24 protein-coding genes and 1 riboswitch are annotated in these 24,062 nt (G+C 70.7%); of the genes, 16 read left to right on the forward strand and 8 right to left on the reverse strand.

Annotated elements, in window-relative coordinates; translation table 11 throughout:
- Positions 1 to 24 precede the first annotated feature (24 nt).
- On the forward strand, positions 25 to 834 hold the full coding sequence (locus tag LY13_RS19705) for an Rv1352/Rv1906c domain-containing protein (RefSeq protein WP_253830086.1): 810 nt from the start codon (positions 25 to 27) through the stop codon (positions 832 to 834).
- A gap of 90 nt (positions 835 to 924) precedes the next feature.
- Here LY13_RS19705 and LY13_RS19710 read toward each other — a convergent pair whose 3' ends face one another.
- Positions 925 to 2,097 carry an AAA family ATPase gene (locus LY13_RS19710; RefSeq protein WP_253830087.1) on the reverse strand — a complete coding sequence of 391 codons (1,173 nt, stop codon included), beginning with the start codon at positions 2,095 to 2,097 and terminating at the stop codon, positions 925 to 927.
- 315 nt (positions 2,098 to 2,412) lie between these two features.
- Here LY13_RS19710 and LY13_RS19715 point away from each other — a divergent pair, with 315 nt between their 5' ends.
- Both LY13_RS19715 and LY13_RS19720 read left to right on the forward strand, forming a co-directional pair.
- On the forward strand, positions 2,413 to 3,717 hold the full coding sequence (locus LY13_RS19715; RefSeq protein ID WP_253830088.1) for a putative hexosyltransferase: 1,305 nt from the start codon (positions 2,413 to 2,415) through the stop codon (positions 3,715 to 3,717).
- Positions 3,699 to 3,908 (forward strand): hypothetical protein, encoded by a 210-nt coding sequence (locus tag LY13_RS19720; RefSeq protein ID WP_253830089.1) that lies wholly within the window; start codon positions 3,699 to 3,701, stop codon positions 3,906 to 3,908. Before LY13_RS19715 ends, LY13_RS19720 begins: the two co-directional genes overlap by 19 nt.
- 91 nt (positions 3,909 to 3,999) lie before the next feature.
- On the opposite strand, the gene LY13_RS19725 is transcribed toward LY13_RS19720, so the two are convergent.
- A complete protein-coding gene (locus LY13_RS19725) occupies positions 4,000 to 5,958 on the reverse strand; it encodes an aconitate hydratase (RefSeq protein ID WP_253830090.1) in 1,959 nt (652 codons plus the stop codon).
- Between the two features lie 126 nt (positions 5,959 to 6,084).
- A riboswitch (cobalamin riboswitch) is annotated at positions 6,085 to 6,266 on the forward strand.
- Between the two features lie 58 nt (positions 6,267 to 6,324).
- Between LY13_RS19725 and LY13_RS19730 the strand changes: the two genes are divergently transcribed.
- From LY13_RS19730 to LY13_RS19745, 4 genes are all read left to right on the forward strand, one after another.
- Positions 6,325 to 7,389: an ABC transporter substrate-binding protein gene (locus LY13_RS19730; protein ID WP_253830091.1), complete on the forward strand. Its 1,065-nt coding sequence runs from the start codon at positions 6,325 to 6,327 to the stop codon at positions 7,387 to 7,389.
- 97 nt (positions 7,390 to 7,486) lie between these two features.
- Entirely contained in the window at positions 7,487 to 8,443 is a 957-nt protein-coding gene (locus tag LY13_RS19735) for a FecCD family ABC transporter permease (RefSeq protein ID WP_253830092.1), read from the forward strand.
- Positions 8,444 to 8,734: 291 nt separating this feature from the next.
- The gene (locus tag LY13_RS19740) at positions 8,735 to 9,364 is read left to right on the forward strand and encodes an iron chelate uptake ABC transporter family permease subunit (protein ID WP_253830093.1); all 630 of its coding nucleotides are present in this window, start codon (positions 8,735 to 8,737) and stop codon (positions 9,362 to 9,364) included.
- Positions 9,354 to 10,208, forward strand: a complete 855-nt coding sequence (locus LY13_RS19745; RefSeq protein ID WP_253830094.1) for an ABC transporter ATP-binding protein — start codon at positions 9,354 to 9,356, stop codon at positions 10,206 to 10,208. Before LY13_RS19740 ends, LY13_RS19745 begins: the two co-directional genes overlap by 11 nt.
- A 27-nt stretch (positions 10,209 to 10,235) precedes the next feature.
- On the opposite strand, the gene LY13_RS19750 is transcribed toward LY13_RS19745, so the two are convergent.
- A complete protein-coding gene (locus LY13_RS19750) occupies positions 10,236 to 11,372 on the reverse strand; it encodes a glutathione-independent formaldehyde dehydrogenase (protein ID WP_253830095.1) in 1,137 nt (378 codons plus the stop codon).
- Positions 11,373 to 11,644: 272 nt separating this feature from the next.
- On the opposite strand from LY13_RS19750, the gene LY13_RS19755 reads away from it, so the two are divergent.
- Positions 11,645 to 11,872, forward strand: a complete 228-nt coding sequence (locus LY13_RS19755) for a DUF6480 family protein (RefSeq protein WP_253830096.1) — start codon at positions 11,645 to 11,647, stop codon at positions 11,870 to 11,872.
- 80 nt (positions 11,873 to 11,952) lie between these two features.
- On the opposite strand, the gene LY13_RS19760 is transcribed toward LY13_RS19755, so the two are convergent.
- The gene (locus tag LY13_RS19760; RefSeq protein ID WP_253830097.1) at positions 11,953 to 12,393 is read right to left on the reverse strand and encodes a MarR family winged helix-turn-helix transcriptional regulator; all 441 of its coding nucleotides are present in this window, start codon (positions 12,391 to 12,393) and stop codon (positions 11,953 to 11,955) included.
- 165 nt (positions 12,394 to 12,558) lie between these two features.
- Here LY13_RS19760 and LY13_RS19765 point away from each other — a divergent pair, with 165 nt between their 5' ends.
- Both LY13_RS19765 and LY13_RS19770 read left to right on the forward strand, forming a co-directional pair.
- A complete protein-coding gene (locus LY13_RS19765) occupies positions 12,559 to 13,626 on the forward strand; it encodes an LLM class flavin-dependent oxidoreductase (protein ID WP_253830098.1) in 1,068 nt (355 codons plus the stop codon).
- The gene (locus LY13_RS19770; protein WP_253830099.1) at positions 13,623 to 14,321 is read left to right on the forward strand and encodes an NAD(P)H-dependent oxidoreductase; all 699 of its coding nucleotides are present in this window, start codon (positions 13,623 to 13,625) and stop codon (positions 14,319 to 14,321) included. Before LY13_RS19765 ends, LY13_RS19770 begins: the two co-directional genes overlap by 4 nt.
- A gap of 12 nt (positions 14,322 to 14,333) precedes the next feature.
- On the opposite strand, the gene LY13_RS19775 is transcribed toward LY13_RS19770, so the two are convergent.
- Positions 14,334 to 14,729, reverse strand: coding sequence for a DUF5997 family protein (locus LY13_RS19775; RefSeq protein ID WP_253830100.1), 396 nt, complete (start codon positions 14,727 to 14,729; stop codon positions 14,334 to 14,336).
- Positions 14,730 to 14,786: 57 nt separating this feature from the next.
- Between LY13_RS19775 and LY13_RS19780 the strand changes: the two genes are divergently transcribed.
- Positions 14,787 to 15,590, forward strand: a complete 804-nt coding sequence (locus tag LY13_RS19780) for a LysR substrate-binding domain-containing protein (protein ID WP_253830101.1) — start codon at positions 14,787 to 14,789, stop codon at positions 15,588 to 15,590.
- Positions 15,591 to 15,604: 14 nt separating this feature from the next.
- Here LY13_RS19780 and LY13_RS19785 read toward each other — a convergent pair whose 3' ends face one another.
- Complete coding sequence (locus LY13_RS19785; protein WP_253830102.1) at positions 15,605 to 16,285, reverse strand: CPBP family intramembrane glutamic endopeptidase; 681 nt, start codon at positions 16,283 to 16,285, stop codon at positions 15,605 to 15,607.
- Positions 16,286 to 16,355: 70 nt separating this feature from the next.
- On the opposite strand from LY13_RS19785, the gene LY13_RS19790 reads away from it, so the two are divergent.
- The 4 genes from LY13_RS19790 (at position 16,356) to LY13_RS19805 (ending at position 20,879) form a co-directional block, all read left to right on the forward strand.
- Positions 16,356 to 17,111, forward strand: coding sequence for an IclR family transcriptional regulator (locus LY13_RS19790; protein ID WP_253830103.1), 756 nt, complete (start codon positions 16,356 to 16,358; stop codon positions 17,109 to 17,111).
- Between the two features lie 110 nt (positions 17,112 to 17,221).
- Complete coding sequence (locus tag LY13_RS19795; protein WP_253830104.1) at positions 17,222 to 18,178, forward strand: PDR/VanB family oxidoreductase; 957 nt, start codon at positions 17,222 to 17,224, stop codon at positions 18,176 to 18,178.
- An 80-nt stretch (positions 18,179 to 18,258) separates the two neighbouring features.
- Positions 18,259 to 19,476, forward strand: a complete 1,218-nt coding sequence (locus LY13_RS19800; RefSeq protein ID WP_253830105.1) for a cytochrome P450 — start codon at positions 18,259 to 18,261, stop codon at positions 19,474 to 19,476.
- 80 nt (positions 19,477 to 19,556) lie between these two features.
- A complete protein-coding gene (locus LY13_RS19805) occupies positions 19,557 to 20,879 on the forward strand; it encodes an MFS transporter (protein WP_253830106.1) in 1,323 nt (440 codons plus the stop codon).
- 68 nt (positions 20,880 to 20,947) lie between these two features.
- On the opposite strand, the gene eda is transcribed toward LY13_RS19805, so the two are convergent.
- Together eda and edd are read right to left on the reverse strand one after the other, a co-directional pair.
- Entirely contained in the window at positions 20,948 to 21,574 is a 627-nt protein-coding gene (gene eda, locus LY13_RS19810; RefSeq protein WP_308216372.1) for a bifunctional 4-hydroxy-2-oxoglutarate aldolase/2-dehydro-3-deoxy-phosphogluconate aldolase, read from the reverse strand.
- Entirely contained in the window at positions 21,571 to 23,475 is a 1,905-nt protein-coding gene (gene edd / locus LY13_RS19815; protein WP_253830107.1) for a phosphogluconate dehydratase, read from the reverse strand. The genes eda and edd overlap by 4 nt, the downstream gene beginning before the upstream one ends.
- A gap of 281 nt (positions 23,476 to 23,756) precedes the next feature.
- Here edd and LY13_RS19820 point away from each other — a divergent pair, with 281 nt between their 5' ends.
- Entirely contained in the window at positions 23,757 to 24,059 is a 303-nt protein-coding gene (locus LY13_RS19820) for an Rv0250c family protein (RefSeq protein ID WP_253830108.1), read from the forward strand.
- The last annotated feature ends 3 nt before the right edge of the window (positions 24,060 to 24,062 follow it).

Below are 24,062 nucleotides of genomic sequence, written 5' to 3' on the forward strand. Positions count from 1 at the left end.
GTCGCCTCAGTCTGGAGGACAGCCATGACCAACAACGACTCCTCGACACGACGATGGACCGGAGTTCTGGCGGTAGTCGGCGGCATCCTGGCCGCAGTGGGCCTCATCGGTGGCCTGATCGTCCTCGCCGGTCAGGACCACTCGGGTGGGGGCACGGGAGTGGCAGCCCACATCGACGCAGACACATCAGCCGCCAGTGGTGCTCCGGAGACCGTGCCATCAGGTGAACCGGTCCCCGATAGCATTGTCGTCGTCCATTGTGACGTGGACGGGCAACCCACCCGGTCCGAGTCGTTCACGATCGCCGACCAGGACTTCACCGAGGCGTGGGACCAGGGGCCGTCCTACTGCGAAAGCTTTGATGCCGCACCGGACACGGAAACCGAGCGGGATGCCTACGAAGCCAGCGGCTACGCCGACGGGGACATCGGTGTGCTGTACAGCCAGTGCACGGAGGCCTCGGCGGGTTCGTATCCAGATGTACCGTCGGCCACTCAGGTGTCGGAGCTGGAGGGAATTCTGATTCTCTGCCCGGACCACCCGCGCGCCGGAAAGTTTCGTGAGCTCGTGAAAGCCGGCAACCGTGACATCGAGCTCGCCGATTCAGGGCGGCTCATTCGGTCGGGTACGTGGCGGGTCGGCGAACAGGTGCAGCCCGGTACGTATGCCGTCGAAAGTCATATTGAGGGTTGTTACTGGGAGCGTACCGACTCAACGGGCGAGATCATCGACAACAACTTCGTTCGTGGCGCGAAGCGCGTCGAGGCCACGATCGTTCACGGCGACCATTCGTTCACCTCCGAGAACTGCGGAACCTGGCGACCGGTCGAATGACGTCTCGTAATGAGTCGGTTGAACTCCTCGCCTCGGATGGGGTCTTGTGTCGTTCGGTGCGCGCCGCACGCGTGAACGCCACGCCACCGCTCACCGCTTTGGCCAGTGCCAGGCTGGACGGTCGAGGAGGCCGGGTTGGTCGGCCAGCACCGTTGCGCCGAAATCCCTCTCCAGTTCCACCAGGTTCGCGTCGTCGGCCGCCGCTCGGACCGCTTCCACGAGCGGCCGTGCGCGCGTCACCACCACGACCTGGGTGTGCTCCGCCGCCGTGGCGATCAACGCAGCCAGCGCGGGCAGCAGACTCGGGTGCAGGCTCGTCTCCGGCTCGTTCATCGCGAGCAACTCCGGCGGGCGCGGGCTCAACAACGCCGCCACCCACAGCAGATACCGCAACGTCCCGTCCGACAGCTCCGCCGCCGACAACGGCCGCAACAATCCGTACTGGTGGAACTGCAGCTCGAACCGGCCGTCATCACCCGGCCGCACCGACAGGCGCGACGCCGGGAACGCGTTGTCGATCGCCGTGTGCAGTGCCTCGGAGTCGCCGATCTCCTCGATCGTCTGCACCGCCGCAGGCAGATCGGCCCCGTCGTGGTCCAGCACCGGAGTACGGGTTCCCACCCGCACCTGCCGGGCCGGGGCGTCGGCGTCGGTGCGGAAGTGGCCGTAGAACCGCCACGAACGGATCCGTTCCCGTACCAGGAGTACCTCGGGTGAGATCCGCGGATCGGCGAACGACGTCAGCATGCTGTCCGTCACCGGGATCTGATGCGGTTCCCGGCCCCACGCTCCGTCCGTCCCACGGGTGCGCACCACCGGACCGTCGCGATCGGCCAACAACGCGCCCTTACGCAGCACCGGCCCGATCCACACACACTCCCGCTTGAACTCCGGATCGCGAATGAACGCCGACCTTTCCGGCACCGGCATCCCCAGGTCGAGCGCATAGCCGAACTCGTCTCCGGCGAAGCCGAGCCGCAGGCCCACCGACTTGGTCCGCAGGGCGCCCTGCGGCGGCGCGGTGCCCTCCCGCACCGTGCGGCCAACCGTTTCCGGTCCCGCCCACGACGTCGACGGCAACCCGCCTTCACGGGCCAACGCCGCGACCGCACCACTGTGCGCCGCATCCGCCAACAGCCGCAGCGCTCGATACAGGTTCGACTTCCCCGTGCCATTCGCACCGGTTACCACGGTCAGCCGGGACAACGGAAGCACGAGATCCCGCAGCGAACGGTAGTTCTGCACGGCCAGGGTCGTCAGCATGCGGCGACCGTAACCGCCGCCACCGACACGAGCATGCGCACGGCGTCGCCGCGAGACCCGCAATCGCTGGTTCACGACGGTGCCGGCCGCGGTGGCGTGGTTCCCCGCGGGACCGCCGCTCCGCTCCCGGATCCGTCAGGCCGTGTCACCGGCGGACGTACTGCACATAACGAATGAGTCTCCGTCGTTAACCCCGCACTGATCATCGCCGACCAGGACGGGCGGACCCATCAATCGACGAGGACTGGACCGCCCGTGAATACCGCGTTCGCCACCCCGCCGCCCGCCTTCGACCACTCCCGGCACAGATAACCCGTGGCCGACATCAACACCGGCACCAGCACCGACACCGCGCCGCCCGACCCCGCGCACCCCGACACCGGTCACGCCGGCGACCGTGGCACCGCCACCCGCACGTCGTTCGGCTCCCGCGTTCGCCGCGCCGCACCGCCCGTGCTCGTCTACCTCGCGATACGCCTCGTCGGCGTCGTCGTGCTCGCCGTCATGGCGGCCTCCCACGACACGAGCCTGCTCGACCGGCTGACGGCCTGGGACGGCCAGTGGTACCTCGGCATCGCCGAACACGGCTACGCCGGGCAAAGCGCGCGGAGCGTCGGCCCCGACGGACAGCCGTACCCCGACGCGCCGTTCGCCTTCTTCCCGCTGTACCCCGCGGCGATGTCGATCGTCGCCACCTTCGGCATCCCCCTCGACATCGCGGGTCTCGTAGTGTCCACCCTCGCGGGCGTCGCCGCGGTACCCGCCGTCATGCGCCTCGCCCGCCACGCGCAGCCGCGGCCACACACAGGACCGCGACACCACACCGGCCCACAGGGCGACGCAGCCCCGCACGTCCGTCCCCGACCCGACGTCGACCCGCACCGCGTCGGACTGCTCCTCGTCGCACTCTGGGCGGGCGCGCCGATGTCGGGGGTGCTGTCCATGGTCTACACCGAGGCCACGTTCCTCGTGCTCGCCGCGTGGGCGCTCGTCGGTGTGCTCGACCGGCGCTGGCTGCTCGCCGGCACCTGCGCCCTCACCGCCGGCCTGGTGCGCCCGTCCGCGGCGGTGCTGATCGCGGTCGTCGTCGCGGCCGCACTGCACGCCGCGTGGACCCGCCGCGGCGGATGGCCCGCCGCCCTCGCCGCCGGGACGGCCCCGCTGGGACTGCTCGGCTGGTGGCTGACCGTCCACATCGCCACCGGACACACCTGGCAGGCCATCGAACGCCACGGCTGGGGCGTCTCCTGGGACTGGGGCGCCGACACCCTCGCCTGGATCAGCGCCGCGTTCGCCGCCGAAGCTCACCCGTACCACCTCGTCGGCGCAACCGTGACCGTCGGCGCCGCCGCACTCGTCGTAGTCCTGACGGTGCAGCGCCCGCCGTGGCCGCTCACCGCCTACGCGGCAGGCGTCGTCGCCCTCGCCGTCGGGTCCGGCGGACTCGCGATCACCACGCCACGGCTCCTGCTCGCCGCCGCACCCGTGCTGATGCTGCCGATCGCCACCGGGCTCGCCGGTCGCCACCGCGGCACGGCCCTCGCCGTGACGGGCGCCGTCGTGATCGCCGGCTGCTGGTTCTCCGCCTACGCGCTCACCGCGTGGCAGTACGCGATCTGAAGCGCACCGTGACCCGCATTCGCCGCGCCCTCCGCACACTCACCGACCACGTCCTCGCCGCCGCCGTCACCCTCGCGCCGGTGCTGTTCCCCCGAGCCCTCGACGACCCGCCGCACCCGACAACCGACGGGTCACACCAACCCGATCCACCGGATCCCGACGATCAGCCGCGGCCGCCGCGCGAGTCCTGACGCCCGCGCGTCACCGCCGGACAGTCCACTCACGACACCGCCACTCACGACACCGCCACTCACGACACCGCGGCATCACGACACCGCGGCATCACGACACCGCAGCCGAACTCTGTGCCAGCAACGGGATCCGCCCACCGGCGAGCACGGCCTCACGCTGCCGCTGCGACAACGTGTGCCGCACCTCGTACCGCCGATCCTGGGTGGCGTTGTAGACCGACAGCCGCGCGTCCGGTTCACTCAGCAGCCGGCGCAGATCCTCGACGACGAGCGTGTCGTCGGCGTCGATACGGGCGTAGTCCTCGGAATCGGCGAATTCGAGCGGCAGGATGCCGAAGTTCGCCAGGTTCTGCCAGTGGATCCGCGCGAACGACACCGCGAGCACCATCCGCAGCCCCAGATGCCGCGGCGTGATCGCCGCGTGCTCCCGCGACGACCCCTGACCGTAGTTGCGCCCGCCGACGATCACGTGTCCCGCACCGCCTGCCGTCTCCTGCGCCCGCGCCGGGTAGTCCGGGTCGATCCGCGTGAACGTGAACTCCGCCAGCGCGGGCACGTTCGACCGGTACGGCAACGCGGCGGCACCCGCGGGGGAGATCTCGTCGGTCGACACGTCGTCGCCCACCTTCAGCAGCACCGGCGCCTCGACCCGATCCGGCAACGGCGGGAAATCCGGCAGCGACGAGATGTTCGGACCCTTCGACAGCTCCACCTGCCGCGACTCCTCCGGCTCGGGCGGCGGCTCCAGCATGTCCGGGTTGACCGTCGCCCGCTCGGGCAGCTCCAGGGTCGGATAGTCGATCCCCAGATCCCGCGGGTCCGTGATCGCGCCTTCGAGCGCGCTCGCCGCGGCCGTTTCCGGCGAGCACAGCCACACCGAGTCCTCCGGCGTGCCCGACCGGCCGGGGAAGTTGCGCGGGAACGTGCGCAGCGAGTTGTGCCCCACGGCGGGTGCCTGGCCCATACCGATGCACCCCATGCACCCCGCCTGGTGGATCCGCGCGCCCGCCGACACCAGGTCGAACGTGGCGCCCAGCTTCGTCAGGTCCGCGAAGATCTCCCGCGACGTCGGGTTGACGTCGAAACTGACACCGCCCGCGGTCTGCCTGCCGCGGACCATCGCAGCGGCGATCGCGAAGTCCCGCAGCCCCGGATTGGCCGACGACCCGATGATCGCCTGCCCCAACGGCGTACCGGCCACCTCGCGCACCGCGACGACGTTGTCCGGCGCCGACGGCGTCGCGATCAACGGCACCAATGTCGACAGGTCGATCTCGTCGGTCACGTCGTACTCGGCACCCTCGTCGGCGGTGATCTCCACGAAGTCCTGCTCCCTGCCCTCGGTGCGCAGGAACCGCCGCACCGCGTCGTCGGACGGGAACACCGTGGTCGTGGCGCCCAGCTCGGCGCCCATGTTCGCGATGACGTGCCGGTCCATCGCCGACAACGTGTCGAGGCCGGGGCCGTGGTACTCGATGATCCGGTTCACCCCACCGGACACGGTGTGCCTGCGCAGCATCTCCAGGATCACGTCCTTGGCCGACACCCACGGCGGCAGCTCGCCGGTCAGCCGCACACCCCAGATCTCCGGCATGCGCACGTACAACGGTTCGCCCGTGATCGCCGTCGCCACGTCCAGTCCGCCGACCCCGATCGCCAGCATCCCCAGCGACCCGGCCGCGGGGGTGTGCGAATCGGAACCGACCATGCTCGCACCGGGCACGCCGAACCGCTGCATGTGCGTCGGGTGCGACACGCCGTTGCCGGGTTTGGAGTACCACAGGCCATACCTGCGGCACGCCGAACGGAGGAACGCGTGGTCCTCGGCGTTGCGCTCGTCGGCCTGCAGCAGGTTGTGGTCGACGTACTGGACACTGACGTCGGCGCGGGTGCGCTCGAGGTCGAGGGCCTCCAGCTCCTGCATCACCAGCGTGCCGGTGGCGTCCTGGGTCAGCGTCTGATCGATGCGGATCGCGATCTCCTCACCCGGCGTCATCGTGCCGCTCACCAGGTGGTCGGCGATCAGCTTCTGTGCGACGTTGCGAGGCATGCGTCCTCCTTCGCCCGGGGGAGTCCGCAGGGTGGAGTTGCCACAGCGGCGGCTGCCGAAACGTTCACCCCGCTCCCGCCGCCCGCCCGTGTGAGGGCTGCCACGCGTGCGCCGCCGGTTCGCCTCGATGGTTCATACCGCCGTGGTGCACGGGAATCCGATGGAGAACCGGAGCGGCCCTCGCCACTGTGATTCGGGAAGTGCTGCGCCGTTCGACGATCGGGCCACTGGAACGCCACGTTCCGGGAAGGCAGGCGCAGCGCGTACGACCCGTCAGCCAGGAGACCGGCCACGGCGCCGTGCGGCTCGTTCGCACACACCGATGACCCGATCCACGAGGACCTGGAGGGGCGGGCTGACGATGTCATGCCGCTGCGCCGAAGGCGCAACTCTGTTCCGATCATTTCCCGGCGGGCCGCGGCCGTGGCCGCCGCGGTCCTGACCGCCGTGGCGACGGCGTGTGCGCCACCGCCACCGGAGCCTGCGTCGACGTCGGGTGAGGCGATCAGCAGGGACAACTGCGGTATCGACGTCGCCGTGGACGGCCCGCCGGACCGTGTCTACGCGGCGTATCAGCCCGCTGTCGAGATCGCCCACGCGCTCGGCATCACCGACCGGCTGGTCGGGACGGCGTTCCTCGACGCACAGGTCCTGCCGGAGTACGTCGACCAGCAGGAGCGCGTCGACTACGTGCCGAGCCTGCCGAGCAGGGAAGCGTTGCTGGAGATGAAGCCGGACTTCGTGTTGTCCGGTTTCAACGGGTTCTTCGCCGAACAGAGCGCGGACAGCTCGGTCGGCACCCGTGCCAGCCTGCGCGAACTAGGCGTGCAGAGTTGGATTCTCTCGCCGCTGTGCCCGAGCGAGGACGGCCTCACCGACCGGTCCATCGACCCGGCCACGGTGACGGTCGAAAGCATCTACCGGGACCTGCGTGATCTGGGTGCGCTGTTCGAGGTCGAGGACACCGCGGAGGCGGTCATCAGCGACATGCGCAGGCGCATCGGCGACGTCGAGAAGCGCGTCTCCGGCGCCGAACGGCCGTCGGTCGCCATCGTCTCGCCCAACGACGACGGCAGCTACGGCGTCGCGAGCGGCATCGACTTCGGCTCCCACGTCATCGAACGGGCGGGCGGCACGAACGCCTTCGCCGACCTGTCGGACACGCGCAACATCGACATCGGCGCCGAGGAACTGGTCGAGCGCGACCCCGACGTCATCCTGACCGACGCGTGCTGCAACGCCGACCTGACCCGGCAGGACGCGCGGTCGGAGGTCGACGCCATCCTCCGCGACCCGGCGTTGGCCGACGTCACCGCCGTCACCGAGAAGGCCGTGCACCCGTTCCTGTTCGCCGACCGCTCCGCGGGCGTGCGGGCCGCCCACAGCATCGAGCTGGTCGCCTCCATCCTGCATCCGAACCGCGTTGACTGACGGCGGCCCGTCGACCGTCGCAGAAGCCCCGCGCGTCCGCACCGAGCCCGCGGCCGGCCCCCGTGGACGGTCCACAGTGGTCCGGACGGTGTCGGTGGTGGCGGTACTCGCCGGTGCCTGCGGACTGTCCCTTGTGGTCGGCAGTTACCCGATCCCGCCGTCCGACGTGCTGTCGGCGGTCGTCTCGCCGGGCACCGGTGCCGCGGACACGATCGTCCACCACGTGCGGATCCCGAGGACGCTCTCCGGCCTGCTGGCGGGCAGCGCGCTGGGCGTGGCAGGCGCGGTGATGCAGGGACTCACGCGCAACCCGTTGGCGGGGCCGGGAATCCTCGGCATCAACGCCGGCGCGTCGCTGGCCGTGGTGACGGCGATCGCGCTCGGCGTGACCGCGGCGGGCGACTACCTGTGGTTCGCCTTCGCCGGGGCCGGTGCGGCCGCGCTGCTGGTCTACGGGTTCGGTTCGCTCGGCAGGGGCGGGGCGACGCCGGTGAAGCTGGCGCTGGCCGGTGCGGCGCTGAGCGCGATGGTCGGGTCGATGACCACCGTCGTCACCCTGCTCGACGCGGCCACCCTGGACCAGTATCGGTTCTGGGCCGTCGGGTCGCTCACCCGCTCCGGAGCCGACGTCACCGCCGCCGTCGGACCGTTCCTGGCCGTCGGATTCGTCCTGGCGGTCGCGGTCGCCGGCAGCCTCAACGCGCTCGCCCTGGGCGAGGACATGGCGCGCAGTCTCGGAACGCCGGTCGTGCCGGTGCGGGTGCTCGCGGCGTCGTCGGTGTTGCTGCTGGCCGGCGCGGCGACCGTCATCGCGGGGCCCGTCGCGTTCGTCGGCCTCGCGGTGCCGCACCTCGCGCGCATCCTGGCGGGTCCCGACTACCGGTGGATCATGCCGTTGTCCGCACTGCTGGGGCCGGCCCTGCTGCTGCTCGCCGACGTCGCCGGTCGACTGCTGGTGCAGCCGGAGCAACTGCAGGTCGGCATCGTGACGGGACTCGCGGGCGGACCGTTCTTCCTCTACCTGGTCCGCAGGCGGAAGGTGGCGCAGCTGTGACGGCCCGGCGCGACACGCTCCTCCTCCACGCGGCAGGCCGCGGGGTCGCGTTCCGCGTGAGCAGGCGTTCGGTGGTGCTGACGGCCGTGCTCGGGCTGTGCGCCGGGGCCGTGGCCGTGCTGTCGCTCGGACTGGGGGAGTTCGACCTGAGCCCCGCCGACACGCTGCGCGTGCTCGGCGGGGGAGGAACGCTCATCGAGTACGACGTCGTCGTCCGGGACCGGCTGCCGCGCGCGGTGACCGGCCTCGGCGTCGGCGCGGCCTTCGGGCTGTCGGGCGCTCGGCGGCGCGTTGCTGACCGCCGCGGCGATCGTGGTCCTCGCACTCGGCCGTGGGCACGGCGGTTATCGGCTCGTGCTGGTGGGCATCGGGATCGCGGCGATGCTCTCGTCCGCGATCTCCTTCCTGCTCGTGCGGGCCGAGTACCGCCAGGTGCTGAGCGCTGCGTCCTGGCTCACCGGCAGTCTCGCCAACCGCGGAGCACTGCACGTCACCGTCATCCTCACCACGCTGGCGGTGGCCGTCCCCGCGCTGGTGGTGCTCGGCCGCCACCTGCGGGTCCTCGAACTCGGCGACGACCTGGCCCGCACCCTCACCGGCGGCGTCGGCAGGGTCCGGCCCGCGCTGATCGGGACCGCCGTCGTCCTCGCGGCCATGGCGACCGCGGCGGCCGGGCCGATCGGGTTCGTCGCCCTCGTCGCACCGCAGATCACGCGGCGGCTGCTGCCGGGCGGCCCGCCGCCGCTCGCCCCGGCCGCCGCGACCGGTGCCCTGCTCGTGATCGGCGCGGACCTCGCCGCCCGGCTGCTGTTCGCACCGACCGAACTGCCCGTCGGCGCCGTCACGGGCGTGCTCGGTGCACCCGTGCTGCTGTATCTGCTCGCCCGTGCCACCGAATCGGACACACCGGATGAACCCTGACCCGCTGACGCCGCCTGCCACGCCGCTTGTCACGACGACTCCTGCCACCGAGCTGGCGACCACCGGCCTCACGCTCGGCTACCACTCCCGGCCGGTCGTGCACGACGTCTCCGTCACCGTGCCGCCGGGGCGGATCACCGTCATCGTCGGGGCCAACGGCAGCGGCAAGTCCACGCTGCTGCGAGGCCTCGCGCGGCTGATGACCCCGAGCCGGGGAGCGGTGCTGCTCGACGGCCGTGACATCGCGGGCATCGGCGCGAAAACGCTTGCGCGGCGACTCGGCCTGTTGCCGCAGCAGCCCCTCGCTCCGGACGGCATCACCGTGTCCGACCTCGTCGGCCGCGGGCGGCACCCGCACCAGCGCTGGTTCCGCCACCACAGCGAGGCCGACGACGCCGCCGTCACGAGCGCCATGGAGGCCACCGGCATCGCCCACCTCGCCGACGAACCGGTCGACGAACTGTCCGGCGGTCAGCGGCAACGGGTGTGGCTGGCGCTCGCGCTGGCCCAGGACCCCGACGTGATGCTGCTCGACGAACCCACCACCCACCTCGACCTGGCGCACCAGATCGAGCTGCTCGAACTCCTGGCCGACCTGAACGCCGAGCTCGGCCGCACCACCGTGCTCGTCCTGCACGACCTGAGCCTCGCCGGGCGCTACGCCCACCACGTCGTCGCCGTCAAGGACGGCCGCATCGCCGCCGAAGGACCACCGGCCGACCTTCTCGAACCCGACACCGTCGCCTCGGTGTTCGGGTTGACCTGCGAGGTGATCGACGACCCGCTCACCGGAACGCCGATCGTGCTGCCCCGCCCACCGGCGGACTCCCGTCGCAGCACGTGACGCGAGTCCACCGGCGGACCCTCGGGATCAGCCGGTCGGTTGCAGCAGCACCTTGGAGTAGCCCTCCTCGCGCTTGTCGAACCGCGCGTAGGCGTCGGGCGCCTCGGCGAGAGGGAGTTTCTTCGACACCACGAAGCTCGGTTCGGCCCTGCCCGCGACGATCAGGTCGCGGAGCTGGTGGGCGTAGGCCTTGGCGTCCGCCTGGCCCGTCCCCATCCGCAGGCCCTTTTCGAAGAACTTGCCGACTTGGAACAGCAGGATGCCCTGCGCGGCGTTGTCGTCGGGCGCACCCGGATCGGACGGCAGATACAGCCCGACGACGCCGAGCGACCCGGTCGGGCGCACCGTGTCGACCAGCTGGTCGAGCACGAACGCGGGCTGTTCCTCGCCCTCGGGTGCGGTCGCCTGGTACCCGACCGCGTCGATGCCCCGGTCCACGCCGTCGGCGTGGACGGCGTCGGAGATCTGCTCCGCCGGATCGCCCCGGGTGAAGTCGATCGGCTCGGCCCCGATCCGCTCGGCCAGTCGCAACCGGTCGGCGACCTTGTCCACCGCGAACACCCGGCTCGCGCCCTTGAGTACGGCCGAGTAGGCGGCCATCAACCCGACCGGACCGGCCCCGTAGACGGCGACCGTGTCACCGGGACGGACTCCCGCCAGCTCGGTGGCGTGGTAGCCGGTGGGGAAGATGTCGGCCAGCAGCGCGAAGTCGTCCTCGTGCTCGCCGCCTTCCGGCAGCGGCACGCAGTTGAAGTCGGCGAACGGAACGCGCAGGTATTCGGCCTGCCCGCCGCGGTACGGGCCCATGCCGACGTACCCGTAGGCACCGCCCGCGCCCGGCGGATTCACGGTCAGGCAGAACGCCGACTTGCCCGCCCGGCAGTTCGTGCAGAAACCGCAGGCGACGTTGAACGGCAGGACAACGCGCTGTCCACGTCGGACACTCGTCACGCCGTCGCCGACCTCTTCGACGACGCCCATGTTCTCGTGGCCGAACACCGTGCCCGCCTCGGCGTCGGTGCGGCCCTCGTACATGTGCAGATCGGAGCCGCAGATCGCCGTCGTCGTGATCCGGACGAGCACGTCGGTCGGCTGTTCGATGCGGGGATCGTCGACGTCGGACACCGACAGGTCGTAGGGACCCTGGTACACGACCGCCTTCATGACCACCTCCCGGCCATAGGGAATCGAGCGGACATTCCCGGTCTACCCGGAGCGTCGCGGCCCGTAACAGAGGTGGCCCGGGACGGCGGTCCGCGCACGGCTCGTTGCTCCGGCGGCCGCGGCGCGGGGGCTGGTGCCGGTTCGCGGGCCGTTCGCGCCCGGGCCGGAGTCGTTTCGGGGGACGCCGACCACGGGTACCCGGCCGGGTGACCGTCGTCCGCGCGGGGTCGCGTGCGGACGGAGCGAGTCCCGGTCGAAGGCGAGGCACGACGATGACGGCTCAACCCCCGGATCCGGCACCGGACGACACCCCGGGCCTCGAGCCCGGCGGGAGCGTCCGGCCCGGCGACACACCGCCGGAGTCGGGCCAGACGTCCGGACTCTCCCACCGGGAGCCCGAACCACCACGCGTCATGCCGACACTGACGATCGTCCTGTTGGCGATCGCGGCCCTGCTCGTCGCGGGCATCTTCGTGGTGATGATCTTCCAGGTGTGGTGACCGCGGTTCGCGCCCGTGACCGCAGCGCGCCGTGACCGCGGTTGGCGCCGTGCCTGTGGGGTCGTGTCGCGCCGTGCGGTTCACTCCGGTGCGAGCCGTTGCCAGATGCGGGCCAGATCGCGCAGATCGTCGTCGTCGAGGCGGTCGAAGAAGAGCGTCCGCAGCTCGGCGTACTGCTGTTTCCACGCCTTGCGCAGCAGGGACCGGCCTGCCGGGGTGAGCACGACGTCGACCGCGCGGCCGTCGGTGCCCGACCGGGTCCGCTCGATCAGGCCGCGGCGTTCCAGCCGGTCGGCCAGCCGCGTGAAACCTCCCGTCGACATCAGTCGTTCCCGCGCGAGGTCCGACATCCGCATGCCGTTCCTGCCCGCCTCGCCCAGCCGTGCCAGCACGCTGTACTCGGCCATCGACACGTCGAGGGGTGCGAGCGCGGCCTCGATGTCACGCCAGATCCGGTCGTGCGTGAGCAGGAAACCGCGCCAGGCGCCGTCCTCGAGTTCGCTGAGTCGCGGGGTCGTCATGGCAGGCACGGTACTCGGCGACGGGGGCGTGCTCACGGGGAGTGGAGTCCGTGCGCCGGGAGAGGCGGTGAGCAAGTGGGCCGGTTCCGCCCGGAATAAGTTGTCTGCGCAGGCAGTTATTCCGGGTGTGGGCGTGACCGCGCCAGGCGAAACGGAGGCATCGAGATGGCGTTCGAGATCGGGGTTCTGACGTTCGGAGAGGTCACCGAGGACCCGACCACCGGCGAGCTGCCGAGCCCGCGGGAGCGGATGCGGGAGACCGTCGAACTGGCCGAGGTCGCCGACCAGGTGGGTCTCGACGTGTTCGCGGTCGGGGAGCACCATCGCACGGACTTCGTGGCATCGGCACCTCCCGTCATCCTCGCCGCGGCGGCGCAGGCGACCCGCGACATCCGGTTGAGCAGCGGCGTCACGGTGCTGAGTTCCGACGACCCGGTGCGGGTGTGGGAGCAGTTCGCGACCGTCGACCTCATCTCGGGCGGGCGCGCCGAGATCATCGCGGGCCGCGGTTCCTACACCGAGTCGTTCCCGCTGTTCGGCTACGACCTCGCGGACTACTCGGAGCTGTTCGCCGAGAAGCTCGACCTGCTGTTGCGTATCCGGGAGGAGAACCCGATCACGTGGTCGGGACGGTTGCGGCCCTCCCTCGACCACGCCGACATCGCACCCCGCGCCGACGGCGACACGCTGCCGATCTGGGTCGGCGTCGGCGGCACACCGGCGTCGGCGATCCGCGCGGGACAGCTGGGTGTGCCGATGATGCTGGCTCTGCTGCTGGGACCGATCGGCTTCCACGAGGAATCCGTGCGCCTGTACCGCCGGGCCGCGGCCGAGGCGGGACACGACCCGGACGCGCTGCGGATCGGCCTCACCGCGCACGGCTACGTCGGCCGCACCAGCCGGCACGCCAGGGACACCATGTACCCGTACTTCGCCAAGGGCATGGCCGACAACAATCACCAGCGGGGGCGCGGATTCCGCATCCCGCGGCAGGCGTTCGACGCGCACACCGCGCCGGGCGCAGGCCTGCTCGCCGGCAGTCCGCAGGAAGTGATCGACAAACTCCTCGCCTACCACGAACTGTACGGACTGGACCGCGTGCTGCTGCAGGCCGGATTCGGCGGCATGCCGCAGAAAGAGGTCCTCGACGGCATCGAACGGCTGGGCAGCGAGGTCGCTCCCGTGGTGCGCCGCGAAGCGACCGGCAGCCGGTCCGGTGGAGGCATCTCATGAGGTCGGGTGCGGACACGGACACCGAGGCCACGGTCAGCAGGGTAGCCGGCGCCGGACCGAGGGATGCCGAGGCCATGGCTGCCGACGCCACGGTGGCGACCGGACGGGCAGGAGCGGAACCGGCCGCGGCCACGCTCACCGTGGCTGTCGTCAACGGCAGTCCGAGCGAACGGTCCAAGACGGCGGCGCTGGCCGACGTCATCGTGACAACGCTGCGTGATCTGCTGGAACCCGACGGCGTCGACGTCGAAGTTCGCCGCATCGACGTCTACCGGCTGGGGGCGGGATTCACCGGAGCGCTCGACCGCGACGACGTGCCGGCCCAGACTCAGGAGGTGCTGGACGCCGCCGAACACGCCGACCTGCTGATCGCGGCCACGCCCGTGTTCCGCGGCTCCTACACCGCGATGTTCAAGCACTTCTTCGATCTCGTCGGCCAGTACGCGTTGACCAACAAACCCGTCTTCCTGGCGGCGACCGGCGGCGGGGACCATCACGCCCTCGTGCTGGAGCACGCGCTGCGGCCGCTGTTCGGATTCTTCCAGGCGATGACAGTGCCCGTCGCGGTGTTCGCCTCGTCGGGCGACTTCGACGGCACTACGCTGCTGAACCCGCGCGTCTACAGCCGTATCGAGGTGGCGCTCGACGATGTCCGCACGGTTCTGAGGGTGCGTGCGGCCGGGCGCGGGTCGTGACGACGGCGGTCCTCAGGAACCCGGCTGGTCGGCGTCCTTCTGCGCGGCCTTCTTCTTGGCGGCCGCTTCCTTCTTGACCTCGGCGTGGGTGGCGCGTTCGCGCTGGAGCCAGTCCGGGTTCTCGTCCTTGATCGCGTTGATCTGCTCGGTCGTGAGCGGGTCCATCAGGCCGGCGCGGGCGAGGCCGCCGATCGAGATGCCGAGCTTCGCCGCGACGACCGGGCGCGGGTGCGGGCCGTTGCGGCGCAGGTCCCGCAGCCACTCGGGCGGCGAGGTCTGCAGCTCGTTGAGCTCGTCGCGGGACACCACGCCCTCCTGGAACTCGGCGGGGGTGGCCTCGAGGTAGACGCCCAGCTTCTTGGCCGCGGTGGCGGGCTTCATCGTCTGGGTGGTCTTGCGCGACGTCATGGTCCCAGCGTATCCGCTGGTGCTCCCGCCGCCGACCACGCCCGGTAATCTGGCCCGGTGACCACCCGTGACGAGAGCGACGAGCCCCGGGCGTTCCGGCTCGCCCATGTCCCCGGGGTGATCCCGGACAAGTGGGTCCGGAAGTGGGACGAGCGGGTGCCCGACGTCCCGCTGCAGCTCGTCCGTGTCTCGGCGGCGGAGGCGGCCGACCACGTGCGTGACGGGCACGTCGACGCGGTGCTGCTGCGCCTGCCGACCGAGCGCACCGGCCTGCACGCCATCCCGCTCTACACCGAGACGACCGTGGTGGTCGTCGAGAAGGAGCATCTGCTCACCGTGGCCGACGAGGTGGGGGTCGACGACCTCGCCGACGACGTCGTGCTGCATCCCCACGACGACACCCTGGCGTGGGAGGAGCTGCCCGGGCAGCCGGCGATCGCCCGCCCCGACACCACCGCGGGCGCGATCGAACTCGTCGCGGCGGGGGTGGGTGTGCTGGTCGTGCCCCAGTCGCTGGCGCGGCTGCACCACCGCAAGAGCCTCACGTACCGGCCGCTCGTCGGCACCGGCGAGTTCCCGGTGCCGCAGTCGCAGGTCGCGCTGGCGTGGCCGGAGGGCGAGACGAGCGAGCTGATGGAGGAGTTCATCGGCATCGTCCGCGGCCGGACCGTCAACAGCACCCGTGGCCGCGGGCCGACACCGAAGCAGCCGAAGTCGACGTCCGCGCAGTCCGGGGCGACCGGCGGCCAGCAGCGGAGCCGTTCCGGACGGCCGGGCAAGCCCGGACGACCCGGCAGACCAGGCAAGCCGGGGAAGCGGGGCAAGGGTGGCAGCGGTGGCAAGGGGCGCCGCCGCCCGTAGCGCCGGGCCAGGCGTCAGACCGCGCCGTGGTAGACGAAACGGCCCAGGCCGACCGTGAACAGCAGGAAGCCGTAGAGGCCGTGTTCGATCGACACGGCCAGCAGCGAGCGGCTGCGCGCGTACCGCCAGGCGAACAGCACGCCGCCCGCGGTCGTCGCGAGCACGGCGAACAGGTTCCCGAAGATGATGTGGGCGAACCCGAACGCGGCCGCGCTCGCGATGATCATCCCGGCGCCGGAGCCGAACACCGGGGCGTACCGGCGGAACAGGAACGAGCGGAAGATCAGCTCCTGCGGATACACGCTCAGCACCGGATAGCCGACGGCGACGATCGCCCACACGACGGGCTCCTCGCGCGGCATGGAGAAGAGATCACCCGGCAGGAACATCGCGACGCCTGCCACCGCCACGACGCACGCCGCCGCCCACAGTCCGAGGATCGACCGGAGCTGCCCGCGAACAGCCGAGGCCCGCCACAGGTCGCGCCGGTCGAAGTCGCCGACCCGCAGCAGGTAGACCACGCTGGCCACGCCGAGCACCACGAGGAACGGGATGGGGCTGACACCCTCGGCCAACACGGAGAACACCGTGATCACGCCGAAGAACAGCGCCAGGAACTCCACCGCCAGGCCTGCCCGTTTCGCGAGGGACGGCGTGTCGCGGCGGGCGACCGGCACCGCGTCGTCGGTCAACACACCCCCGAGCATACGTGGACCGTGGCCGCATGCTCGCCTGCAGTGGCGTCGGTCAGGCACACTGCCGGTCATGCCAAGGGTCGCCACCGGGGAATCGGTCCTCACTCGCGTGGTCCGCATCATCGAAGTGTTCACCGCAGCCCGCCGGTCGCTGACGATCAGCGAGATCGCCCGTGCGGCCGAATTGCCGGTGCCGACGACGTCACGGCTCGTAGCCGAGCTCGTGGGACACGGCTTCCTCGTCCGTGACTCCGGCGGTCTCGTCCGTATCGGCATGCGGCTCTGGGAATTGGCCCACCGGGCCTCGCCCGCGCTGTCGCTGCGGGAAGCGGCGATGCCGTTCCTCGAAGACGTCCACCATGCGGTCGGGGACCACGTCCAGTTGAGCGTGCTGGACGGCGACGAGGTGTTGTTCGTGGAGCGGCTGTCGGCACCGGGCGCGGTCATCAACTACACCGAGATCGCGGGTCGGCTGCCGCTGCACGCGTCCTCGTCCGGCCTGCTCCTTCTCGCTCACTCGTCCCCGGAATTCCAGGAGCGAATCCTCGGCCGTTCGCTGCATCGTTACACCGAGCACACGATCGGTGATGCCGACTCGCTCCGCCGGGCTCTCGACTCGGCTCGTCGGTCCGGCTACGTCATCGCCGAAGGACACATCCACGACGACGCGACGAGCGTCGCGGTGCCGGTCACCGGCGCCGGCGACACCGTCGTCGCCGCACTCTCGGTCATCGTGCCTCGGCACACGGACGCCTTCTCCGTGGTCCCGGTGCTGCGCACAGCGGCACGGGCGCTGTCACGGGCGCTCGGTTCTTCCAATCATTGAGAACGCCCTTCTACGGCGGCCTCGTCGAGTCACATGCTTTCCCACGTCCGGATCCGTCCGTCGGGAGGTGAGCGGTGAGCAGCGTTGCTCCGGCCCAGCAGAGTGGACCAGTGGCGGAACAGGCAAGTGCGAGTACTGCGCGTGTCGCGGAGATTCGCCGGCAGGCCGACGGTGTCGTGGGGATCGTCCTCACCGACCCCGCCGGAGGCCGTTTGCCGGACTGGGCGCCGGGGGCCCACATCGACCTCGTACTACCCGACGGGACCACTCGGCAGTACTCGCTCTGCGGCGATCGGTGGGACGCCCACGCCTACCGAGTGGCCGTACTGCGGGAACCGTCGAGTCGTGGGGGATCGGCCTACGTCCACGATTCGCTACGGGAAGGCGATCTGGTCGGGCTCGGCGGACCACGCAACAGCTTTCCGCTCGTACCTGCCCCGCGGTACTTGTTCGTCGCCGGCGGGATCGGCATCACGCCGTTGCTGCCGATGATCGCTCAGGCGGACATGGTCGGTGCCGACTGGACTCTGCTCTATGGAGGCCGGTCCCGGAACTCGATGGCTTTCCTCGACGAACTGGGCCGTCACGGCGACCGGGTGCGGGTCGCACCGCAGGACGAGACCGGCTTGCTGGACCTGCCGGCGTTCCTCGGAACGCCGCGTGAGGACACCAGGATCTATGCCTGCGGTCCGGCACCGCTGCTCGACGCGCTGGCTGACGCGACCGCCGACTGGCCCTCCACCTCGGCGCGGACCGAACGGTTCGTCGCCCGGGAACGTTCCGGGAGCGGCAGTGACTCGTCGTTCGAGGTGACACTCGCCCGGTCAGGCCGCACGATCTCCGTCGGCCGTGACGAGACGGCACTGGAGGCGATTGGGGCGGCCGGTGTCGACGTGCTCTCGTCCTGCAGACAGGGCACGTGCGGTACCTGTGAGACCACCGTGCTCGAGGGTCGTCCGGATCACCGCGACTCCATTCTCGACGATGACGACCGGCAGGCCGGTGACTGCATGTACCCGTGTGTGTCCCGCGCCGTGCCCGGAGACCGGCTCGTCCTCGACCTCTGACGGCACCGCATCGCCGGCGGTACCGCACCGTATCCCACACCGAAAGTCCCGCACGATCTATTCCACAACGGAGTGAAACCATGAGTGCACCGACGCTCGGCCGTGCGCCGACGATCGACGTCGACCCGTTCTGCGACGAGGTTCTCGCTGACCCGATTCCCCTACAGCGCGAGCTGCGCGCCGCGGGGCCGGTCGTCCATCTGAGCACCTACGACATTCTCGCGTTCGCCCGCTACGAGCAGGTGCACGCGGCCCTGGTCGACTGGCAGGGGTTTCAGTCCGCTGCCGGGGTGGGGCTCACGAACTTCCGGACCGAACAGCCGTGGCGGCCGCCCAGCCTGCTCCTGGAAGCCGACCCGCCGCATCACGACGCGCCGCGGCGAGTGTTGCAGAAGATCCTCTCGCCACGCGCATTGCGCTCATTGCGAGAGAAGTGGTTCGCCGACGCCGAAGAGCTCGTCGACGAGGTGTTCGGTCACGGACCGCGCGTTGTGGATATCGACGCGGTAACCGAGCTGACCGAGGCGTTCCCATTGCGGGTGTTCCCGGACGCCGTCGGGATTCCACAGGAAGGGCGGGAGAACTTGCTGCCCTACGGCGACCACCTGTTCAACACCTTCGGTCCGCGCAATCACCTCGTGGAGGAGGGAGAACCGCGCGCGGGAGACCTGTTGGCGTGGACGAGCAGGCAATGCCGCCGTGACGTGCTCGCACCGGGCGGGTTCGGCGCCGAAATCTGGTCCGCTGCCGACCGCGGCGACATCCTGGTCGACCAGGCTCCGTTGATCGTGCGGTCCTTGCTCTCGGCGGGTGTCGACACCACTGTGCACGGGCTCTCCGCGGTGCTGCACGCCTTCGCCACTCACCCGGACCAATGGGCACGACTGCGCGAAACCCCCGCGGCGGCGCGGGTCGCGTTCGACGAGGCGGTCCGGTGGGAATCGCCCGTGCAGGTCTTCTTCCGCACCGCGACGCGCGACATCGAGATCGGTGGCAGGACGGTCCCCGAAGGGCACAAGATCCTCATGTTCCTCGGCGCCGCGAACCGCGACGAACAGCACTGGGGCGCCGAGGCCGACCGGTTCGATCTCGGCCGCGACCCCTCCGGGCACGTCGGTTTCGGCATGGGGATTCACCAGTGCGTCGGCCAGCACGTCGCCCGACTCGAAGCCGAAGCACTCCTCACCGCGCTCGCGCGGCGTGTCGAACGCCTCGAACCGACAGGCCCGCCGCGCCGGCATCTCAACAACACCCTGCGCTCGTGGGAGTCGCTGCCGCTGCGCGCCCACCTCGCCTGACACCCACGACACTCCACGTCCACCGGACCGAAAGGACAACGATGTCCCACGACCTGCGTGCCGACCTCGACCGAGGTCCCATGCACCGTTCACAGTGGCTCGCCGTCGCCGTCTGCGTTCTCCTCAACATGCTCGACGGTTTCGACGTGCTCGTCATGGCCTTCACCGGTGAGTCGGTTGCCGCCGAGTTCGGCCTCACCGGCGCACAGCTCGGCCTCCTGCTGTCCGCCGGACTGGTCGGCATGGCAGCAGGTTCACTGTTGCTGGCGCCGTTCGCCGATCGTTTCGGCAGGCGGCCACTGATTCTGGGCTGCCTCGGGCTCGCGAGCCTCGGGATGCTGCTCGCCTCTGCGAGCGGTTCCGCGGTCGAGCTCGGGTTGCTGCGCGTTGTGACCGGCATCGGTATCGGCGGGATTCTCGCTTGCAGCAACACCGTCGCCGCCGAGTATGCCTCGCGTCGCTGGCGAGGTCTTGCGGTGAGCCTCAACTCCACCGGGTACGCCGTCGGAGCCACGCTGGGCGGAGTGATCGCCGTCGTGCTGATCGGTGCGTTCGGCTGGCGGTCCGTCTTCCTTTTCGGTGGGGCCGCCACGCTGTTCGCGATCCCGCTCGTCCTCGTCGGGATGCCCGAGTCACTCGACTTCTTGCTCAGCCGCAGGCCGAACCGGGCACTGGAGAAGGTGAACCGCGTCGCCCGCAGGTTCGGGCGTCCACCGCTGGAGGAACTCCCGGCGGCCGAGAGCACGTCCGGGCGGCGTGGGGTCGTCGCAGGGTTCCGTACCCTGCTCGGGCCGCGTCTGCGGCGCGGCACGCTCATCCTGTGGGCGGCCTTCTTCCTGGTCATGGCAGGGTTCTACTTCGTAACCAGCTGGACGCCGACCCTGCTCGTGGAAGCCGGTATGTCGGCCACCCAGGGCCTGACGGGTGGCACGTTGCTCAATCTCGGTGGCATCTTCGGCGCCACGGTACTGGGTGCGCTCGCGGCTCGCTGGTCGTTGCGCAACGTCCTCATCGTGTACCTCACCGCGACGGCGGCCATGCTCGCGCTGTTCCTGCTCGCACTCGGCTCTCTCGCGGCCGCGTTCGCCGCGGGTGCCCTGATCGGACTCTTCGTCAACGGCTGTGTCGCCGGGCTCTACGCCCTGACCCCCAACGTGTACGACGGTGCCGTGCGCGCCACCGGCGTCGGCACGGCGATCAGCATCGGCAGGATCGGCGCCATCCTGTCCCCCACGATCGCCGGGGCGCTTCTCGATTCCGGGTGGAGTCCGCAACACCTCTACCTGGCGTTCGGCACCGTCTTCATTCTCACGGCGCTGGCGCTGTGCCTGCTCCGTAGCGAGAAGGAGGCGGACACGCCTGCAGCAGCATCACCTGTCGCGGCCTCGACTGCGGCCGGGTGAGAAACGGAGCGCAACGTGGCCCCGGAACGGTGTCCGGGGCCACGTCCGGCCGTGCGTATCCGGGGCGCTCAACCGCCGAGGGCCGCGGCCTCCTTCGCCAGCGTTTCGATCGTCGCGAAGTCGCGGGCCGCCACGGCGTCCTTCGGGGTCAGCCAGCTGCCGCCGACACAGGGCACAGTGGACAGTGCGAGGTAGTCCGGTGCGTTGGTGACGCTGACCCCGCCCGTGGGGCAGAACGTCAGGTGCGGCAGGGGACCGGCGAACGCCTTCAGCGCCGCCGGACCACCGCTGGCCTCGGCGGGGAAGAACTTCAGCGTGTCGATCCCGCGTTCGGCCAGCCGCATCGCCTCGGACACCGTCGCGGCGCCCGGCAGGAACGGCAGCCCGGTCGCGGTGACCGCGTCGAGCAGCGAGTCGGTCGTCCCCGGGGTGACCAGGAACGTCGCGCCCGCGTCGGCGGCCTGCGCCGCCTGCTCGGGCGTGGTCACGGTGCCCGCGCCGACGACGATGTCGGGCACCTCCGAGGCCACCTTCTCGATGGCCGCCAACGCCGCGGGGGTGCGCAGCGTCAACTCGATCGTGCGGATGCCGCCCGCCAGCAGGGCGCGGGCGACGTCCGGTGCGACCTCCGCCTCGTCGAGCACCACCACCGGCATGACCGGCGACAGGTCGAGCACTTCCGAACCGGTTGTCACGACGTTCCTCCCACACGGGCCTCGGGTTTCGTTGCGGTCATGCCGAAGTGCCCGGGTGTCACCGGGCCGAAGACGCTCGCTCCGGCGTCGGCGGGGCCGACGTTGCGGCGCAGCGCCGCGAACAGTTCGCGACCCGTCCCCGTCCACTGCGCCTCGTCGGGCGCCGCGTCGACGGGCGTCCTGGCGTCGAACTCGGCCGGGTCGACCTGCACGTCCAGCGTGCCGGACTCGGTGTCGAGCCGGACCACGTCGCCGTCGGCGACGCGCGCGAGTGGCCCGCCCGCGGCGGCCTCGGGGGTGAGGTGGATGGCCGCGGGGATCTTGCCCGACGCACCGGACATCCGGCCGTCGGTGAGCAGCGCGACCCGGTGCCCGCGGTCCATGAGCACGCCGAGCGCAGGCGTGAGGCCGTGCAGTTCGGGCATGCCGTTGGCGTGCGGGCCCTGGTTGCGGAAGACCACGACGACGTCGCGTTCCAGCTCGCCCGCCTTGAACGCGGCGTCGAACTCGGCCTGCGTGCTGAACACCCGCGCGGGCGCCTCCACGACACGGTTCTCGTGGGCGACCGCGGACACCTTGACGACGGCCCGGCCGAGGTTGCCCTCGACCATGCGCAACCCGCCGTTGTCGGCCATCGGCCGGTCGACCGGGCGCAACACCGATTCGTCCAGGCTCTGGTTCGTCGCCTCGCGCCAGGTGAGCCGGTCGCCGTCGAGGATCGGCTCCCGGCGGTAGTGGTCGAGTCCGCGGCCCGCGACGGTGCGCACGTCGCGGTGCAGCAGGCCCGCGTCCAGCAGCGTGCCGACGAGGAACTGCACGCCGCCCGCCGCGTGGAAGTGGTTGATGTCGGCGCTGCCGTTGGGGTAGACGCTGGCCAGCAGCGGCACGATCGCGGACAGGTCGGCGAAGTCGTCCCAGGTCAGCTGGATCCCGGCCGCCGCGGCGATGGCGACGAGGTGCAGCGTGTGGTTGGTCGACCCGCCCGTGGCCAGCAGTGCGATCAGCCCGTTCACGACGGAACGTTCGTCGACGACCTCGCCGAGCGGGGTGTACTCCTCACCGTGGGAGATCTCGACGATGCGGCGGCCCGCCTCCTCGGTGAGCGCCTTCCGCAGCGGCGTACCGGGGTGCACGAAGCTGGCACCCGGCAGGTGTAGGCCCATGACCTCGACGACGAGCTGGTTGGAGTTCGCCGTGCCGTAGAAGGTGCAGGTGCCGGGGGAGTGGTACGACGCGGACTCGGCCTCGAGCAGGTCCTCCCTGGTCGCCTTGCCCTCGGCGTACAGCTGACGGATGCGTGCCTTCTCCTTGTTGGGAAGGCCGGACGTCATGGGGCCCGCGGGCACGAGCATCGCGGGCAGGTGGCCGAACGACAGGGCGCCGATGAGCAGCCCGGGCACGATCTTGTCGCACACCCCGAGCAGCAGGGTGCCGTCGAACATGTCGTGGGAGAGCGCGACGCCGGTGGCCATCGCGATCACGTCGCGGCTGAACAGTGACAGTTCCATGCCGGTGCGGCCCTGCGTGATGCCGTCGCACATGGCGGGCACGCCGCCTGCGAACTGGGCGACACCGCCGGCCTCACGGGCCGCGTCCTTGATCCACTCGGGGAACTCGTGGAGCGGCTGGTGTGCCGAGAGCAGGTCGTTGTAGGCGGACACGATCGCGATGCCGGGCTTGCGGACTCCGCGCATCGCGAGCCGGTCGTCGCCCGCGCAGGCGGCGAAGCCGTGCGCGAGGTTGCCGCAGCCCATGGCGGCGCGAGCGGGAGAGCCGGACGCGGCCGACGTGGCGGCCGAGATGCGAGCGAGGTACGCGGCCCGGCTCTCGCGGCTGCGCTCCGCGATGCGGTCGGTGACCTCGGCGACGACGGGGTGGACGTGGTCTGGCGCTTGATTCACGAGCGTCTCCGGTCGGTTGGGCGCTGTCCTCCGTGGAAACTGACACGATACAGAAGCGCAGCCCTGGAATCAAAATCGATTCAGTTTCGCTGCGAAAGCCCAGGTGAGGCGGGGTGTCATCGGCGAAATCGAGTGATCCACATCACGAGAACACATCACAGTGTGGTAGTTGTCACAGTGAACATCGACAGGGCAGAGTTGGCGGTGCGGCACCACGGCAACACAACACGGCAGCACAACACGGCAGCACCGCCGACCGAACCGATCCGGAGGGTGCGCAGATGTCCAACAGCGAGATGAGTGAGCTCCGCAGCACGATCAGCCGGCTGAAGCAGTGCGTCGGCGACCTGCGTACGCGCTACGGCGAGACGCCGGCCGTCCACCGGCTGGCCAACGACGTCGAACGGCTCGACATCGACGCCGTGGAGCTGGACGAGTGTGCGGCCGTGCCCGCACAGGGGCGCGGTGCGCCGATCATCGACAGGAGCGAGGTCGTGCCCGTGCCCGACACCCCGTACGACCCGTCGTTGTGGGACGACGCCGACGACGAGGGCGTGGGCGGCTACCACGGCCACCGGCTCTGAGGG

Source organism: Prauserella aidingensis (assembly GCF_024171865.1).
Lineage (GTDB): Bacteria > Actinomycetota > Actinomycetes > Mycobacteriales > Pseudonocardiaceae > Prauserella > Prauserella aidingensis.

Coding starts and splice junctions, on each gene's coding strand:
- LY13_RS19775 (WP_253830100.1), bottom strand. CDS start 14,729: ATGACGTCGCGCAAGACCACCCAGACGATGAAGCCCGCCACCGCGGCC.
- LY13_RS19730 (WP_253830091.1), top strand. CDS start 6,325: ATGCCGCTGCGCCGAAGGCGCAACTCTGTTCCGATCATTTCCCGGCGG.
- LY13_RS19755 (WP_253830096.1), top strand. CDS start 11,645: ATGACGGCTCAACCCCCGGATCCGGCACCGGACGACACCCCGGGCCTC.
- LY13_RS19790 (WP_253830103.1), top strand. CDS start 16,356: ATGCCAAGGGTCGCCACCGGGGAATCGGTCCTCACTCGCGTGGTCCGC.
- LY13_RS19745 (WP_253830094.1), top strand. CDS start 9,354: ATGAACCCTGACCCGCTGACGCCGCCTGCCACGCCGCTTGTCACGACG.
- LY13_RS19800 (WP_253830105.1), top strand. CDS start 18,259: ATGAGTGCACCGACGCTCGGCCGTGCGCCGACGATCGACGTCGACCCG.
- LY13_RS19750 (WP_253830095.1), bottom strand. CDS start 11,372: ATGAAGGCGGTCGTGTACCAGGGTCCCTACGACCTGTCGGTGTCCGAC.
- LY13_RS19805 (WP_253830106.1), top strand. CDS start 19,557: ATGCACCGTTCACAGTGGCTCGCCGTCGCCGTCTGCGTTCTCCTCAAC.
- LY13_RS19820 (WP_253830108.1), top strand. CDS start 23,757: ATGTCCAACAGCGAGATGAGTGAGCTCCGCAGCACGATCAGCCGGCTG.
- LY13_RS19770 (WP_253830099.1), top strand. CDS start 13,623: ATGAGGTCGGGTGCGGACACGGACACCGAGGCCACGGTCAGCAGGGTA.
- LY13_RS19725 (WP_253830090.1), bottom strand. CDS start 5,958: ATGCCTCGCAACGTCGCACAGAAGCTGATCGCCGACCACCTGGTGAGC.
- LY13_RS19765 (WP_253830098.1), top strand. CDS start 12,559: ATGGCGTTCGAGATCGGGGTTCTGACGTTCGGAGAGGTCACCGAGGAC.
- LY13_RS19705 (WP_253830086.1), top strand. CDS start 25: ATGACCAACAACGACTCCTCGACACGACGATGGACCGGAGTTCTGGCG.
- LY13_RS19710 (WP_253830087.1), bottom strand. CDS start 2,097: ATGCTGACGACCCTGGCCGTGCAGAACTACCGTTCGCTGCGGGATCTC.
- LY13_RS19760 (WP_253830097.1), bottom strand. CDS start 12,393: ATGACGACCCCGCGACTCAGCGAACTCGAGGACGGCGCCTGGCGCGGT.